Here is a 15,338-nt window from a genome sequence, read left to right as displayed (position 1 = left end):
GGCGCGGCCGGAATCGTCGTCGCGACTGACGAACCCGCGCTACATCGAAAGATGCAGTCGGGGACCCTTCGCGGGGATCACGCGCGGGGGCCCGGCGGCCATGTTGGATGGGGCCATGGCCGTACGACTCGCCCGCTCCCGCCGCTTCGACGTGTACGTCGCGCTGGGCAGTCTGCTCGGCGGGCTGCTGCTGTGGGGGATCGGCCTGGCCACCCGTCCCAGCACGGAGGCGTACGTCCTGCTGCCGGGACGCTGGCCGGTCCTGCTGCCCTTGCTGGTCATGGCCGGCTGCGAGCTGCTGCGCCGGACCGCCCCGCGCATCGCCCTGCTGATCGGCACGGCCGCGATCGTCCTGGACACCGTCACGCAGGGCAACCTGGTCACGGTCCTGATGTACACGGACCTCATGTACGCGGCCGTCCTGTACGGCCCGCCCACCTCGGCCCACCGCATCCCCAGGATCACCGGGCTGCTGTCGGTGGCCGGGTTGGTGGTGCCGTTCGCGTTGTGGCGCGAGCCCGAGGCGCTGCTGATCGGCGTGGTCACCGGCCTGGTGGCCTTCGCGCCCGCCGCAACCGGCCTGATCGTCCGCAACCATCGCGACGCCGCCGAGGCGGCCCGGCTGCGCGCCGCGCAGACCGCGCTGCTCGCCGAGATGGACCGCACCCAGGCGGTCACCGCCGAGCGCGCCCGGATGGCCCGCGAACTGCACGACATGGTCGCCAACCACCTGTCCGCGATCGCCATCCACTCCACGGCCGCGCTCTCCCTGGACGACCCGAAGACCTCCCAGGAGGCCCTGACCGTCATCCGCGAGAACAGCGTGGCGGGGCTCGCGGAGATGAGGCGGCTCATCGGGATCCTGCGGGACTCCGCCGGCGACCTCGCCCCGGTCGCCGCCCCCACCCTCGACGGGCTCGGCGCGCTGGTCGAGGGCGCCCGCACCAACGGCCTCGACGTCACGCTCGACGCCGCTCACGGCACGGTCCCCGCGCCCGTCGAACTCGCCGCCTACCGCATCGTCCAGGAGTCCCTCACCAACGCCCTCAAGCACGCCGGACCCGGCCGGGTCGAGGTGTCCCTCGCCCAGCGGGACGGCGTGCTGACCGTCGCGGTGACCAGCCCGTACGGCGACCGGGAGGGGCCGAGCGCCCCCGGCTCGGGCGCCGGTCTGGTCGGCATGCGGGAACGCGTCGCGCTGCTGGACGGCACGTTCGAGGCCGGCCCGGAGGACTCGCCGGACGGCAAGATCTGGGCCGTGCGCGCCACCCTGCCCGTCCACGACACCGTCGAAGGAGAACCCGAATGATTCGCGTCCTGGTCGCCGAGGACCAGTCCGCTGTCCGCGCGGGCCTGGTCCTCATCCTGCGCAGCGCTCCCGACATCGAGGTGGTCGGCGAGGCGGCGGACGGCGAGCAGGCGGTGGCACTGGCCCGGGAGCTGCGGCCGGACCTGGTGCTGATGGACGTTCAGATGCCACGGCTGGACGGGGTGTCGGCGACCCGGCAGGTGGTGACGGAACGGCTCGCCGACGTGCTGGTGCTGACCACCTTCGACCTCGACGAGTACGTCTTCGGGGCGCTGCGGGCGGGCGCGTCCGGCTTCCTGCTGAAGAACACCGAGGCGAAGGACCTGCTGGAGGCCGTGCGGACGGTGGCGCGCGGGGAGGGGCTGATCGCCCCGGCGGTCACGCGGCGGCTGATCGCGGAGTTCGCGGCGAAGCCGGCCCGGGAGCCCGCGGCCGATCCGGCCGTCCTCGACCGGCTGACCCGGCGTGAGCGCGAGGTGCTGTCCTGTCTCGGCGAGGGCCTGTCCAACGCGGGGATCGCCGAGCGGCTCGACATGGCCGAGGCGACCGTGAAGACGCACGTCAGCCGCCTGCTGGGGAAGCTGGAGCTGCGCAGCCGGGTGCAAGCGGCGGTGCTCGCGCAGGAGTTGGGGATCTGACGGGTCGCAGACCGCTCCGGGCCCAGGGTGGTCCAGACCTATTGACCGGTGGTCCAGACCTTTCTATTCTCACCGCACCATGAGTGGGCGTGAGGCTCAGTCACGCCCCCACAACTCCATCGAGGAGGCGCAGCATGCGCTTCAGACACAGAGCCGCGGCAGGGTTCGCGACCCTGTTGCTCCCGCTGGCCGGTCTCGTCGGCCTCGCGAGCCCGGCCCAGGCCGCGACATCCGCCACCGCGAGCTACACCAAGACGCAGGACTGGGGCTCCGGCTTCGAAGGCAAGTGGACGGTGAAGAACACCGGCACCACGACCCTCAGCTCCTGGACCGTCGAGTGGGACTTCCCCTCCGGCACGTCCGTCACCTCCACCTGGGACGCCGACGTCACCTCCTCGGGCACCCACTGGACCGCGAAGAACAAGTCCTGGAACGGGACCCTCGCCCCCGGCGCCTCCGTCTCCTTCGGCTTCAACGGCAGCGGCACCGGCTCCCCCGCGAAGTGCAAGCTCAACGGGGGCAGCTGCGACGGCGGCAGCACCGAACCGGGCGACAGCGCACCCAGCGCCCCCGGCACGCCGACCGCCTCCGACATCACCGACACCTCGGTGAAGCTGACCTGGTCCGCCGCCACCGACGACAAGGGCGTCAAGAACTACGACGTCCTGCGCGACGGCGCCAAGGTCGCCACCGTGACGGGCACGTCGTACACCGACACGGGCCTGACCAAGGCCACCGACTACTCCTACTCCGTCCAGGCGCGTGACACCGCCGACCAGACCGGCCCGGTCAGCGGCGCCCGCGCCGTGCGCACCACCGGCGGCACGACCGAGCCGCCCAAGGGCGACAAGATCAAGCTCGGCTACTTCACCGAGTGGGGCGTCTACGGCCGCAACTACCACGTCAAGAACCTGGTGACCTCGGGCTCGGCGTCGAAGATCACGCACATCAACTACGCCTTCGGCAACGTCAAGAACGGCCAGTGCACGGTCGACGACACCTACGCCGCCTACGACAAGGCCTACACCGCCGACCAGTCCGTCAGCGGCACCGCCGACACCTGGGACCAGCCGCTGCGCGGCAACTTCAACCAGCTCCGCCAGCTCAAGGCGAAGTACCCGCACATCAAGGTGCTGTACTCGTTCGGCGGCTGGACCTACTCGGGCGGCTTCGGCCAGGCGGCGCAGAACGCCGCCGCGTTCGCCAAGTCCTGCAAGGCCGTCGTGGAGGACCCGCGCTGGGCCGACGTCTTCGACGGCATCGACATCGACTGGGAGTACCCGAACGCCTGCGGCCTGACCTGCGACACCTCGGGCCCCGCGGCCTTCAGGAACCTGATGTCGGCGCTGCGCACCGAGTTCGGCCCGGACTACCTGGTCACCGCGGCCATCACCGCCGACGGCTCCTCCGGCGGCAAGATCGACTCGGCCGACTACGGCGGCGCCGCGCAGTACCTCGACTGGTACAACGTGATGACGTACGACTACTTCGGCGCCTTCGACAAGGACGGCCCGACGGCCCCGCACTCCCCGCTCACCTCGTACCCGGGCATCCCGCAGGCCGGGTTCAACTCGGCCGACGCGATCGCCAAGCTCAAGGCGAAGGGCGTGCCGTCCGCCAAGCTCCTGCTCGGCATCGGCTTCTACGGCCGCGGCTGGACCGGCGTGACCCAGTCCGCCCCGGGCGGATCGGCGACCGGCGCGGCTCCCGGTACGTACGAGGCGGGCATCGAGGACTACAAGGTCCTCAAGAACTCCTGCCCCGCCACCGGCACCATCGCCGGCACGGCGTACGCACACTGCGGCAGCAACTGGTGGTCCTACGACACCCCGTCGACGATCGCCGGGAAGATGAACTGGGCCAAGAACCAGGGCCTGGGCGGAGCGTTCTTCTGGGAGTTCAGCGGCGACACCGGCAACGGTGAGCTGGTGACCGCCATCGACAACGGGCTCGACTGACGAACAGCCCTAGGCGACATTGACACGCTGACCGGGCGGGGCTGCCTCAAGCCACGCGAGGAAACCGGTCAGCGCGTCCTCGCTCATGGCCAGCTCCAGCCGGGTCCCCCGGTGCAGACAGGCGAGGATCACGTGGTCGGAGAGGAGCGCCAGCTCCTCCTCGCCCTCCGGGACCCGGCGGCCGGCCACCTCGATCGCGGACCGCTCCAGGATCCGGCGGGGGCGCGGCGAGTAGGAGAAGACACGGAACCACTCGACGCGGTCGCCGTTGTACCGGGCCACCCCGTACGCCCAGCCCTTGCCGTTCTTGTCCCCCTCCTCCGGCGTGTCCCAGCGCAGGCTGGCGTCGAAGGTGCCGCCCGAGCGCTGGATGAGCCGGCGCCGCAGACCGAAGACGAACAGTCCCACCACCACGAGGGCCACGACAATTCCGCACACAGTCAGAGCGAGGACCATCGACACCGACCTCCTCGTCTCCTAGGTAACGGAACGTAAAAAACACCCACATCCGCCTCAGCCGCGGCTGGGTCCGGATCTCTCCGGTACCCAGCCGCGGCTGAGTGACGTCATCACACGACGGGCTTGAGTCAGCGCGCCGCCGTGGCCGCACGCAGACGGACGTCCGCGCGGCGCTTAGCCTCCGCGTCGTCCTCCGCCTTCGCACGCTCCAGCTCCTGCTCCGCGCGCTGGACATCGATCTCGTCCGACAGCTCCGCGACTTCGGCCAGCAGCGAGAGCTTGTCGTCCGCGAACGAGATGAAACCGCCGTGGACCGCGGCGACGACCGTCCCGCCATCACTCGTACGGATGGTCACCGGGCCCGACTCCAGCACACCGAGCAGCGGCTGGTGACCGGGCATGACGCCGATGTCGCCGGACGTGGTGCGCGCGACGACCAGGGTGGCCTGGCCGGACCAGACCTCACGGTCGGCCGCGACCAGCGCGACGTGCAGCTCAGCAGCCAAGGGTGGCTCCTCGGGTCACCACCCGGCGGGAGTGCCGGGTGTTGGTTACAAGTCTAATGGGCGTGACAGAGGGGGCGGGACGCGCCCGCCCCCTCCGTCATGAGCACGAGGCTCATGTGTCGAGCGCGAGGCTCAGGAGACGCCCAGCTCCTTCGCGTTCTTCTTCAGGTCCTCGAGACCACCGCACATGAAGAACGCCTGCTCCGGGAAGTGGTCGTACTCGCCGTCGCAGATCGCGTTGAACGCGGCGATCGACTCGTCCAGCGGCACGTCCGAACCGTCCACGCCGGTGAACTGCTTGGCGGCGTGGGTGTTCTGGGACAGGAAGCGCTCCACGCGACGGGCACGGTGGACGACGAGCTTGTCCTCCTCGCCGAGCTCGTCGATACCGAGGATCGCGATGATGTCCTGCAGGTCCTTGTACTTCTGCAGGATGTTCTTCACGCGCATCGCGGCGTTGTAGTGGTCCGCCGAGATGTACCGCGGGTCGAGGATCCGGGACGTGGAGTCCAGCGGGTCCACGGCCGGGTAGATGCCCTTCTCGGAGATCGGACGGGACAGAACCGTCGTCGCGTCGAGGTGGGCGAAGGTGGTGGCCGGGGCCGGGTCGGTCAGGTCGTCCGCGGGGACGTAGATCGCCTGCATCGAGGTGATCGAGTGACCACGGGTCGAGGTGATGCGCTCCTGGAGCACACCCATCTCGTCGGCCAGGTTCGGCTGGTAGCCCACCGCGGAGGGCATACGGCCGAGCAGGGTCGACACCTCGGAACCGGCCTGGGTGAAGCGGAAGATGTTGTCGATGAAGAACAGCACGTCCTGCTTCTGGACGTCACGGAAGTACTCCGCCATCGTCAGGCCGGCCAGGGCCACGCGCAGACGGGTGCCCGGGGGCTCGTCCATCTGGCCGAAGACCAGGGCGGTCTTGTCCAGAACGCCGGACTCTTCCATCTCCGCGATGAGGTCGTTGCCCTCACGGGTGCGCTCGCCGACGCCCGCGAAGACGGAGACGCCCTCGTGGAGGTTGGCGACACGCATGATCATTTCCTGGATCAGCACGGTCTTGCCGACACCGGCACCACCGAACAGACCGATCTTGCCGCCCTTGACGTACGGGGTGAGAAGGTCGACGACCTTCAGGCCCGTCTCGAACATCTCGGTCTTCGACTCGAGCTGGTCGAACGCGGGGGCCTTGCGGTGGATGGACCAGCGCTCGCCCTCGTAGGCCTCGTCGCTGTTCAGTACCTCACCGAGGGTGTTGAACACCTTGCCCTTGGTGAAGTCGCCGACCGGGACGGAGATGCCCGCGCCGGTGTCGACGACGGGAGCCTGGCGGACCAGGCCGTCGGTGGGCTGCATGGAGATCGCGCGGACCAGGCCGTCACCCAGGTGCTGGGCGACCTCCAGGGTCAGCGTCTTCTTCTCGCCCGCGAGCGCCGGGTCGGAGACCTCGACGTGCAGGGCGTTGTAGATCTCGGGCATCGCGTCGACGGGGAACTCCACGTCGACGACCGGGCCGATGACCCGGGCGACGCGGCCCGTAGCCGTCGCGGTCTCAACAGTGGTGGTCATTTATCGGTCACTCCCCGCGGTCGCGTCGGCCAGGGCACTGGCGCCACCGACGATCTCGCTGATTTCCTGGGTGATTTCGGCCTGGCGGGCCTGGTTGGCAAGCCGGGTGAGCGTCTCGATGAGCTCTCCGGCGTTGTCGGTGGCCGACTTCATCGCGCGCCGCGTGGCGGCGTGCTTGGAGGCGGCCGACTGGAGCAGCGCGTTGTAGATCCGGCTCTCCACGTAGCGCGGCAGCAGGGCGTCCAGGACGTCCTCCGCCGAGGGCTCGAAGTCGAACAGCGGGAGGATCTCGCCCTTGGGCTTGGCCTCCTGCGCGACCTCGTCGAGGCTGAGCGGCAGCAGCCGGGCCTCGATGGCCGTCTGCGTCATCATCGACACGAACTCGGTGTAGACGATGTGGAGCTCGTCCACGCCGTCCTCGGCCGTCTCCGTCTCGATGGCCTCGATCAGCGGGGCCGCGACCTTCTTGGCGTCCGCGTACGACGGCTCGTCGGTGAAGCCCGTGAACGACTCCGCGACCTTGCGCTCGCGGAAGTTGTAGTGGGCCAGACCACGGCGGCCGACGATGTAGCTGACGACCTCCTTGCCCTCACCCTCGAGCTTCGCCGTGAGCCTTTCCGCGGCCTTGATGGCGTTGGAGTTGAAGGCGCCGGCCAGGCCGCGGTCGCTCGTGAGGAGCAGGACCGCGGCGCGGGTCGGGTTCTCCGGCTCCGTCGTCAGCGGGTGCTTGGTGTTCGATCCGGTGGCGACCGCCGCGACCGCCCGGGTGAGCTCGGTCGCGTACGGCGTGGACGCCGCCACCTTGCGCTGCGCCTTGACGACGCGCGAGGCGGCGATCATCTCCATCGCCTTCGTGATCTTCTTGGTCGCGGTGACGGAACGGATGCGACGCTTGTAGACCCGGAGCTGGGCTCCCATGAGTCAGGTCCCTTCCTTACGTCACTTGCCGGCAGCCGGGGCGTCCTCGCCGAGCAGCTTGCCGTCGGAGGTCTCGAACTGCTTCTTGAACTCCGCGATGGCGTCGGCCATGGCCTGGAGCGTGTCGTCCGACATCTTCCCGCCCTCGCGGATGGAGGTCAGCAGACCCTGCTCCTTGCGGTGCAGGTACTCCAGCAGCTCCTTCTCGAAGCGGCGGATGTCGGCGACCGGAACCTCGTCCATCTTGCCGGTGGTGCCGGCCCAGATGGAGACGACCTGGTCCTCGGTGGCCATCGGCTGGTACTGCGGCTGCTTGAGCAGCTCGACCATGCGCTGACCACGCTCCAGCTGAGCCTTGGACGCGGCGTCCAGGTCGGAACCGAAGGCGGCGAACGCCTCCAGCTCACGGAACTGGGCGAGGTCCACACGCAGACGGCCGGAGACCTGGCGGATCGCCTTGTGCTGGGCGGAACCACCGACTCGGGAGACCGAGATACCGACGTTCAGCGCGGGGCGCTGACCGGCGTTGAACAGGTCCGACTCCAGGAAGCACTGGCCGTCGGTGATGGAGATGACGTTGGTCGGGATGAACGCCGAGACGTCGTTGGCCTTCGTCTCGACGATCGGCAGACCGGTCATCGAGCCGGCGCCCATCTCGTCGGAGAGCTTGGCGCAGCGCTCCAGCAGACGGGAGTGCAGGTAGAAGACGTCACCCGGGTAGGCCTCACGGCCCGGCGGGCGGCGCAGCAGCAGCGACACGGCGCGGTAGGCGTCGGCCTGCTTCGACAGGTCGTCGAAGATGATCAGGACGTGCTTGCCCTGGTACATCCAGTGCTGGCCGATGGCCGAACCGGTGTAGGGCGCCAGGTACTTGAAGCCGGCCGGGTCGGACGCCGGGGCGGCGACGATGGTCGTGTACTCCAGCGCGCCGGCCTCCTCCAGAGCGCCGCGCACGCCGGCGATGGTGGAGCCCTTCTGGCCGATGGCGACGTAGATGCAGCGGACCTGCTTGTTCGGGTCGCCGGTGCGCCAGTTGTCGCGCTGGTTGATGATGGTGTCGACGGCCAGGGCGGTCTTGCCGGTCTGGCGGTCGCCGATGATCAGCTGACGCTGGCCACGGCCGATCGGGGTCATCGTGTCGACGGCCTTGTAGCCCGTCTCCATCGGCTCGTGCACCGACTTACGGACCATGACGCCCGGAGCCTGCAGCTCCAGGGCGCGACGGCTGTCGGTCTCGATCTCGCCGAGGCCGTCGATCGGGTTGCCGAGGGGGTCCACGACGCGGCCGAGGTAGCCCTCGCCGACCGCGACGGACAGGACCTCGCCGGTACGGCTGACCGGCTGCCCCTCCTCGATGCCGCTGAACTCGCCGAGGACGACGCAGCCGATCTCGCGCTCCTCGAGGTTGAGGGCGAGACCGAGGCTGCCGTCCTCGAACTTCAGCAGCTCGTTGGCCATGACCGAGGGCAGACCCTCGACCTTCGCGATACCGTCGCCGGCGAAGGTGACCGTACCGACCTCCTCGCGCGAGGCCGCGTCCGGCTTGTACGCCTGGACGAAGTTCTCCAGCGCGTCCCGGATCTCCTCCGGCCGGATCGTGAGCTCCGCCATCTGGGTTCCCTGCTCTCCTTGTTGGGCCCGAAGTTTCACTTTGGGGGTCTGGGGGCGACCCCCAGGATTCTTCTGCACGGCCCAACCAGGGCCGTCGTAAGTACGTTGTGCCTATTGAGTTGCTGCTCAGCCCGCGAGCCGGCGGCTGGCGTCCTCGATGCGGTCCGCGAGGGAGCCGTTGATGACCTCGTCGCCGACCTGCACCCGGATTCCGCCGATGACCTCGGGGTCCACGTCAAGGTTGAGGTGCATCGTGCGCCCGTAGAGCTTCGCGAGGGCAGCGCCCAGGCGCTGCTTCTGCACGTCGCTCAGCGGTACCGCCGAGGTGACGGTGGCGACCATGCGGTCCCGGCGCTCGGCGGCGAGCTTGGACAGGGACTCCAGTCCCGACTCCAGGCTACGTCCCCGCGGCGCGGTCACAAGGCGCGTCACCAGACGCTCGGTGGCCGCCTGCGCCCGGCCGCCGAGCAGGCTGCGCAGCAGCTCGCCCTTGGCCGAGGTGGTGGCCTTGCGGTCGGTCAGCGCGGCACGCAGATCGATGCTGCCGGAGACGATCCGCCCGAAGCGGAACAGCTCGTCCTCGACGTCGTCGAGCTTGCCCGCCTTCTGCGCGGCGGTGAGGTCGGCGGTGCTGGCCAGCTCCTCCAGGGCGTCCACCAGGTCGCGCGACTGCGACCAGCGGGAGCGCACCATTCCGGCGACCAGGTCGGCGGCCGGGCCGCTGACCTGGGTGCCGAGGAGACGCTGGGCCAGTTCGGCCTTGGCCTCGCCGGCCTGCGCCGGGTCGGTGAGGACCCGACGCAGCGACACCTCGCGGTCGAGCAGCGCGGTGACGGCGGCCAGTTCGTCGGCGAGCGCGCCGGCGTCCACGGACGTGGAGTCCGTCAGCGCGTCGAGACGCTCTCGTGCGGCTGCCAGGGCCTCGCGGCTCGCTCCGTTCATCGGCCGGCCTCGGCCTTCTCCTCGAGGTCGTCGAGGAACCGGTCGATCACGCGGCTCTGGCGGGCGTGGTCCTCGAGGGACTCGCCGACGAGCTTGCCGGCCAGGTCGGTGGCGAGCTTGCCGACGTCCTGACGGAGCGCGGACGACGCGGCCTTGCGGTCGGCCTCGATCTGGGTGTGGCCCGCGGCGACGATCTCCTCGCGCTGACGCTGGCCCTCGGCCCGCATCTCGGCGATGAGCGCGGCACCCTGCTCCTGCGCCTCCTGGCGCAGGCGCGCGGCCTCGTGCCGGGCCTCGGCGAGCTGTGCCTTGTACTGCTCAAGGACGCTCTGGGCCTCGACCTTCATGGTCTCGGCCTCTTCGATACCGCCTTCGATCGCCGCGCGGCGCTCCTCCAGAACCTTGTTGATGTTCGGAAGCAGCTTCTTCCAGAAGAAGAAGAACACGATGGCGAAGGCGATGGTGCCGACGAGCAGCTCGGGGCCCGGAGGGATGAGCGGGTTCTGCTCTTCCTCGGCCGCCAGCTGCACCAGGTTGGCGATCACATCAGTGCCTTTCGTCGAAAGGTTCGGCTCGTCAGCGTTCGTCAGTTGTAGACGAACGGCATGACGATGCCGATGAGGGCGAGCGCCTCACAGAAGGCGAAGCCGAGGATCTGGTTGGCACGGATCAGGCCGGCGGCCTCGGGCTGGCGGGCGAGGGCCTGGGTGCCGTTACCGAAGATGATGCCGACGCCGACGCCGGGGCCGATGGCGGCGAGGCCGTAGCCGATGGAACCGATGTTGCCTTCGACAGCGGCGAGGGTCTCAAGGGCAGCCATGCTGAATCTTCCTTCTTTTTCATGGACCGGCGGGGGTTGGCCACCGGACGATCAGGGGCTTGAGGGGCGGGGGCTCAGTGGTGCTCGGCGAGAGCGCCCTGGATGTACGAGCAGGCCAGGAGGACGAACACGTACGCCTGGACGGCCTGCACGAAGAGCTCGAAGAGGATCATGACCATCGTCATGACGAACGAGACACCGGCGGCCGGGATCATCCAGCTGTTCAGCAGGTACCAGGAGGCGACGGTGAACATCACCAGCATCAGGTGACCGGCGAACATGTTGGCGAAGAGTCGGACCGCGTGCGTGAAGGGGCGGACGATCAGGTTCGAGAAGAACTCGATGACCACCACGAGCGGCAGCACCGGGCCGAGCGTCTTGTCGTAGCCGGTGACGTTCTTGAAGAACCCGACGAAGCCGTGCCGCTTGAAGGTGAGCGACACCCAGGTTACGTAGACCACCGCGGCCAGAACCGCCGGGTACGCGATGATCGACGACACCGGGAACTGCGCCAGCGGGATCACGGACCAGATGTTCATGATCCAGATGAAGAAGAACAGCGAGACCATCAAGGGGACGTACTTCTCGCCCTCCTTCTTTCCGAGGGTCTCGTAGACGATGCCGCGGCGGACGAAGTCGTAGCCGGCTTCACCGACCATCTGGAGCTTGCCCGGCACCACCTTCGCCTTGCCGAAAGCGAGCGTGAAGAAGGTGATGACCAGGAGCGTGGTGATGAGGGCAAGAAGCATCACCTTGTTGAACTCGAACCCCCCGACCGTGGCAATCGGCTTGAAGAGGAACGAGTGCAGGCCCGGAGCCGGAAAACCACACCCGTTGTCGGACATGATCCGACAGCTCCAGTCAAAGGCGAGCTGGGTCTGGTCAGCACTCACCGCGGGCTCCTTCGGCGTGACGCATGGGTACGGCAACCTCGTTGTGTCGGCGCGGCACGGAGCCGCGGTTCGGCACGGGACTGGTGTTACGGATGTGGGGGCGGCTGGGGGGCATCTCGCCTCGCGATGGAGCAGGCGTCAGCTCGGATGCCCGCGCCCGCGATGCCGCAGTTGGCACCGGACGATAGCAGGAGATCTCATGCCTACTTATCCCGGCCCTACCCCTCACGACGAGTGCCCCGACTTTTCGGGCTTCCCGCCCGTCGTCGAATCGGGCTCGACGTAAAGGATCTTGGCCTTCATGTGGGCACGCGTCTGTGCGGCGATCCACGCGAGGGTGCCGACGACGAGCGTGAGAGCGAAGGCCTTGGGGTGGAACAACGTGGTGTTCTTGAAGGCGGCCATGAAGACGAACAGCAGCAGAATCTGCGCCGCGTAGAGCATCAGACCCATCGCCTGGAAAAGGTGCGGAAGCGATTTGGCGGTGCGCTGCAGGACGTAGAGCCCGATCCCCATGAACAGGATCACCACCAGCGTCGCGACGACCGCCCCGACCGCCCCCTTGCCACCGGCGACCACGCCACTGATGACGGCGGCGACAGCACCGACGGCAGCCGTGGGCACGGCGGCCTGGGCCAGGATCCGGGCGTCATTGGACGGCATGGCGGCAACTCCGCTTTCGCAGGGGGCAGGGGTGTCGTCATGGACGAGCGTAGTCCCGGGCTGAGTGGAGACCTCACACCAATGGACCGTCGCACTGCGGTCCTTCGGCTCTATCCGGGGGGTTCTCGTGAACCGTATCACAAACTATTTGATGCAGTCTTTACCTGAGGGTGTGCGTGCAGTCACACATGAGAGTGAAGCTGCGCGTCTGTGCAAGAACAGTGCCGACTTGTCTGGTATTGGGGCGCTTCGCTCCCCCATCACAACCCCACGACTTGGCAATGCTCTAGTCAGATTCTTACCTTGTCCCCGCTCTTACCTGGTTCCGGCCTTGCGCCGGTCCGCCGGACGCGAGCGGGCGCCGATGGCGGTCGCTCCGTTGACTCCTGAGACGCCGGACACGGCCGGGGTGCGGTTCCCGGGCGCGAGCGAGGCCGGCTGGTCGGTGGCGGACGCCGGCGTCGAGGCCTCGGGCGCCAGGGCCGGAACCCCGCGGCGCCGGTAGCGCGGCGGCACGAAGTGCTCCATCCAGCGCGGGGTGCGCGGCGTGAAGCGCGGCAGCAGGAGCAGCGCCAGGCCGATCGCGCTGAGGAACACGATGCCGAGCACGATCCACATGGACGCCGAGTTGACCGAGTAGGCCAGCGCCCCGAAGGCGATGAGCGCCGACCAGAAGTACATGATGAGCACCGCGCGGCTGTGCGAGTGGCCGATCTCCAGCAGACGGTGGTGCAGGTGGCCGCGGTCGGCCGCGAACGGCGACTGGCCGCGCCAGGTGCGGCGCACGATCGCCAGGATCAGGTCGGCGGCCGGGACCGCGATGATCGTCAGCGGCAGCAGCAGCGGGATGTAGACGGGGACCGTCTGGTGCACGGCCTCCTTCTCCGACCCGACGTAGAGGTTGAGCGCGTCCGGGTCGACCTGGCCGGTGATCGAGATCGCGCCGGCGGCCAGGACCAGGCCGATCAGCATGGAGCCCGAGTCGCCCATGAAGATCCGCGCCGGGTGCATGTTGTGCGGCAGGAAGCCCAGGCACATGCCCATCAGGATCGCCGAGAAGAGCGTGGCGGGGGCGGCGGCCTCGACGCCGTACGAGTACCAGATCCGGTAGGCGTAGAGGAAGAACGCGGTGGCCGCGATGCAGACCATGCCCGCCGCGAGGCCGTCGAGGCCGTCGACGAAGTTGACCGCGTTGATGGTGATGACGACCAGCGCCACCGTCAGCAGGGTGCCCTGCCACTGGGTGAGCGCCACCGAGCCGATGCCCGGGATGGGCAGCCACAGGATCGTCAGACCCTGCACGACCATCACGCCCGCGGCGATCATCTGGCCGCCCAGCTTGATCAGGGCGTCGATCTCGAACTTGTCGTCCAGTACACCGATCAGCCAGATCAGGGCCGCCCCGGACAGCAGCGCCCGGGGTTCGTTCGAGGCCTGGAAGACCTGGTTGAGGTTGGTCAGGTGGTCGGCGACCAGCAGGCCCGCGCACAGGCCGAAGAACATCGCGATCCCGCCGAGCCGCGGAGTGGGTTCCCGGTGCACGTCGCGTGCCCGGATCTCCGGCATCGCTCCTGCCACGATCGCGAATTTCCGTACCGGCCCTGTCAGCAGATACGTCACCGCGGCCGTGATGCAGAGCGTCAGCAGGTATTCACGCACGGGCTTCCCCACAGGTCTCGCTGGCCATCACAGCCCCACACCCTAGCGATGCGCGCATATGAGTGGGGACTTCCGGGTAGCGACGATGGTTGCACGAGTAGCTGTGCACCCTGGTGCGCTTACCCCGTCTCAGCGGGGATACGGCGGAAATCCACCGGCCAGCTCCCGCACTTCTTCACGGGCCCTCGCGGTCTCCGTCACGCCCCTGAGCACCCCCGCGAGCAGCTTGGCGATCCGCGCCATCTCCGCCTCGCCCATGCCCTGCGTGGTGACGGCGGCCGTGCCCAGCCTGAGCCCCCGGGCGTCGCCGTGCGGCAGCGCGCAGCAGTCCATGACCAGGCCCGCCGCGGCGAGACGGCCCCGGGCGGTGCGGCCGTCGACGCCGAGCGGCGCCGGGTCGGCGGTGATCAGGTGGGTGTCCGTGCCGCCCGTGGTGACGACCAGGCCCTCGGCGGCCAGCCGGGCCGCGAGAACCCTCGCATTGGCGACCACCTGATGGGCGTACACGGAGAACGCCGGTGTTGCCGCCTCCCCGAACGCGACCGCCTTGGCGGCGATGGTGTGCATCTGCGCACCACCCTGTGTGAAAGGGAACACGGCCCGGTCCACCCGCTCGGCCAGTTCCGCGCGGCACAGGATCATGCCGCCGCGCGGGCCCCGCAGCACCTTGTGGGTCGTCGCACAGACGATGTCCGCGTACGGCACCGGGTTCGGCGCCGCTCCCCCGGCGACGAGCCCGATGGGGTGCGCGGCGTCCGCGACGAGGTACGCGCCCACCTCGTCGGCGACCTCGCGGAAGAACGCGTAGTCGATGTGCCGGGGGTAGGCGATGGAGCCGCACACGATCGCCTTGGGCCGGCGTGTGCGCGCCAGGGTGCGCACCTGCTCGTGGTCCATCAGCCCGGACTCGGCCTCCACGCCGTATCCGACGAAGTCGAACCAGCGGCCGGAGAAGTTCGCCGGCGACCCGTGCGTCAGGTGGCCGCCGTAGGGCAGGCCGAGGGCGAGGACGGTGTCGCCGGGGCGCAGCAGGGCGGCGTAGGCGGCCAGGACGGCCGAAGAGCCGGAGTGGGACTGCACGTTGGCGTGCTCGGCGCCGAACAGCGCCCTGGCCCGGTCCACGGCGACGCGTTCGGCGACGTCGGCGATCTCACAGCCGCCGTGGTGCCGCGCTCCGGGGTATCCCTCGGCGTACTTGTTGGCGAGCGGCGAGCCGAGGGCGGCCAGGACGGCCGGCGAGCTGAAGTTCTCCGCGGCGATCAGCTGGAGCGTGGTCGCCTGCCGCTCCCGCTCGCCGAGCAGGATGTCGGCGAGTTCGGGGTCCTGGCGGCGCAGGAGATCGGCCTCGATGGCAGGGGTGACCGTCATGGTGGGCTCCGGGCGGCGTCGTCGG

The 15,338-nt window shown here is 69.1% G+C and carries 15 protein-coding genes; 3 read left to right on the top strand and 12 right to left on the bottom strand.

Annotated features, from left to right (window positions below):
* The first annotated feature begins 115 nt into the window (after positions 1-115).
* From ACZ3I3_RS25035 to ACZ3I3_RS25025, 3 genes are all read left to right on the top strand, one after another.
* On the top strand, positions 116-1,309 hold the full coding sequence (locus ACZ3I3_RS25035) for a sensor histidine kinase (RefSeq protein WP_467368545.1): 1,194 nt from the start codon (positions 116-118) through the stop codon (positions 1,307-1,309).
* Positions 1,306-1,947 (top strand): response regulator, encoded by a 642-nt coding sequence (locus ACZ3I3_RS25030; RefSeq protein ID WP_467368543.1) that lies wholly within the window; start codon positions 1,306-1,308, stop codon positions 1,945-1,947. Before ACZ3I3_RS25035 ends, ACZ3I3_RS25030 begins: the two co-directional genes overlap by 4 nt.
* A gap of 134 nt (positions 1,948-2,081) precedes the next feature.
* A complete protein-coding gene (locus tag ACZ3I3_RS25025) occupies positions 2,082-3,905 on the top strand; it encodes a glycosyl hydrolase family 18 protein (RefSeq protein ID WP_467368541.1) in 1,824 nt (607 codons plus the stop codon).
* Positions 3,906-3,914: 9 nt separating this feature from the next.
* Here the strand turns inward: ACZ3I3_RS25025 and ACZ3I3_RS25020 are convergent, their stop codons facing one another.
* The 12 genes from ACZ3I3_RS25020 to ACZ3I3_RS24965 form a co-directional block, all read right to left on the bottom strand.
* A complete protein-coding gene (locus ACZ3I3_RS25020; RefSeq protein ID WP_356037165.1) occupies positions 3,915-4,361 on the bottom strand; it encodes a DUF2550 domain-containing protein in 447 nt (148 codons plus the stop codon).
* Positions 4,362-4,492: 131 nt separating this feature from the next.
* Positions 4,493-4,870 carry a F0F1 ATP synthase subunit epsilon gene (locus tag ACZ3I3_RS25015; RefSeq protein ID WP_351410587.1) on the bottom strand — a complete coding sequence of 126 codons (378 nt, stop codon included), beginning with the start codon at positions 4,868-4,870 and terminating at the stop codon, positions 4,493-4,495.
* Between the two features lie 132 nt (positions 4,871-5,002).
* Positions 5,003-6,439 (bottom strand): F0F1 ATP synthase subunit beta, encoded by a 1,437-nt coding sequence (gene atpD, locus ACZ3I3_RS25010; protein ID WP_279543680.1) that lies wholly within the window; start codon positions 6,437-6,439, stop codon positions 5,003-5,005.
* A complete protein-coding gene (locus ACZ3I3_RS25005; RefSeq protein WP_467368537.1) occupies positions 6,440-7,357 on the bottom strand; it encodes a F0F1 ATP synthase subunit gamma in 918 nt (305 codons plus the stop codon).
* Between the two features lie 21 nt (positions 7,358-7,378).
* A complete protein-coding gene (gene atpA, locus ACZ3I3_RS25000; protein ID WP_059417212.1) occupies positions 7,379-8,968 on the bottom strand; it encodes a F0F1 ATP synthase subunit alpha in 1,590 nt (529 codons plus the stop codon).
* A 126-nt stretch (positions 8,969-9,094) separates the two neighbouring features.
* Positions 9,095-9,910 (bottom strand): F0F1 ATP synthase subunit delta, encoded by an 816-nt coding sequence (locus ACZ3I3_RS24995; protein ID WP_467368535.1) that lies wholly within the window; start codon positions 9,908-9,910, stop codon positions 9,095-9,097.
* Positions 9,907-10,455, bottom strand: coding sequence for a F0F1 ATP synthase subunit B (locus tag ACZ3I3_RS24990; RefSeq protein ID WP_467368533.1), 549 nt, complete (start codon positions 10,453-10,455; stop codon positions 9,907-9,909). The genes ACZ3I3_RS24995 and ACZ3I3_RS24990 overlap by 4 nt, the downstream gene beginning before the upstream one ends.
* A gap of 41 nt (positions 10,456-10,496) precedes the next feature.
* Positions 10,497-10,730: an ATP synthase F0 subunit C gene (atpE, locus tag ACZ3I3_RS24985; protein ID WP_143636214.1), complete on the bottom strand. Its 234-nt coding sequence runs from the start codon at positions 10,728-10,730 to the stop codon at positions 10,497-10,499.
* 74 nt (positions 10,731-10,804) lie between these two features.
* Positions 10,805-11,575, bottom strand: a complete 771-nt coding sequence (gene atpB / locus ACZ3I3_RS24980; RefSeq protein ID WP_467368667.1) for a F0F1 ATP synthase subunit A — start codon at positions 11,573-11,575, stop codon at positions 10,805-10,807.
* 273 nt (positions 11,576-11,848) lie between these two features.
* Positions 11,849-12,286, bottom strand: coding sequence for a hypothetical protein (locus tag ACZ3I3_RS24975; RefSeq protein ID WP_467368530.1), 438 nt, complete (start codon positions 12,284-12,286; stop codon positions 11,849-11,851).
* Between the two features lie 315 nt (positions 12,287-12,601).
* On the bottom strand, positions 12,602-13,945 hold the full coding sequence (locus tag ACZ3I3_RS24970) for an MraY family glycosyltransferase (protein ID WP_467368528.1): 1,344 nt from the start codon (positions 13,943-13,945) through the stop codon (positions 12,602-12,604).
* A gap of 129 nt (positions 13,946-14,074) precedes the next feature.
* A complete protein-coding gene (locus tag ACZ3I3_RS24965; protein WP_356924557.1) occupies positions 14,075-15,313 on the bottom strand; it encodes a serine hydroxymethyltransferase in 1,239 nt (412 codons plus the stop codon).
* Between the last annotated feature and the right edge of the window lie 25 nt (positions 15,314-15,338).

It is taken from the genome of Streptomyces sp. NPDC016851 (assembly GCF_055562795.1).
Note: the sequence above shows the minus strand (reverse complement) of the source record. Positions and strands in the feature narration are given on the sequence as shown.

What these genes read in the sequence shown, in the direction of transcription:
- ACZ3I3_RS25020 (WP_356037165.1), bottom strand. Translation starts at nt 4,361, where the DNA reads ATGGTCCTCGCTCTGACTGTGTGCGGAATTGTCGTGGCCCTCGTGGTG.
- ACZ3I3_RS24995 (WP_467368535.1), bottom strand. Translation starts at nt 9,910, where the DNA reads ATGAACGGAGCGAGCCGCGAGGCCCTGGCAGCCGCACGAGAGCGTCTC.
- ACZ3I3_RS24975 (WP_467368530.1), bottom strand. Translation starts at nt 12,286, where the DNA reads ATGCCGTCCAATGACGCCCGGATCCTGGCCCAGGCCGCCGTGCCCACG.
- ACZ3I3_RS24965 (WP_356924557.1), bottom strand. Translation starts at nt 15,313, where the DNA reads ATGACGGTCACCCCTGCCATCGAGGCCGATCTCCTGCGCCGCCAGGAC.
- atpA (WP_059417212.1), bottom strand. Translation starts at nt 8,968, where the DNA reads ATGGCGGAGCTCACGATCCGGCCGGAGGAGATCCGGGACGCGCTGGAG.
- atpB (WP_467368667.1), bottom strand. Translation starts at nt 11,575, where the DNA reads ATGTCCGACAACGGGTGTGGTTTTCCGGCTCCGGGCCTGCACTCGTTC.
- atpD (WP_279543680.1), bottom strand. Translation starts at nt 6,439, where the DNA reads ATGACCACCACTGTTGAGACCGCGACGGCTACGGGCCGCGTCGCCCGG.
- ACZ3I3_RS25005 (WP_467368537.1), bottom strand. Translation starts at nt 7,357, where the DNA reads ATGGGAGCCCAGCTCCGGGTCTACAAGCGTCGCATCCGTTCCGTCACC.
- ACZ3I3_RS25030 (WP_467368543.1), top strand. Translation starts at nt 1,306, where the DNA reads ATGATTCGCGTCCTGGTCGCCGAGGACCAGTCCGCTGTCCGCGCGGGC.
- ACZ3I3_RS25025 (WP_467368541.1), top strand. Translation starts at nt 2,082, where the DNA reads ATGCGCTTCAGACACAGAGCCGCGGCAGGGTTCGCGACCCTGTTGCTC.
- ACZ3I3_RS25035 (WP_467368545.1), top strand. Translation starts at nt 116, where the DNA reads ATGGCCGTACGACTCGCCCGCTCCCGCCGCTTCGACGTGTACGTCGCG.
- atpE (WP_143636214.1), bottom strand. Translation starts at nt 10,730, where the DNA reads ATGGCTGCCCTTGAGACCCTCGCCGCTGTCGAAGGCAACATCGGTTCC.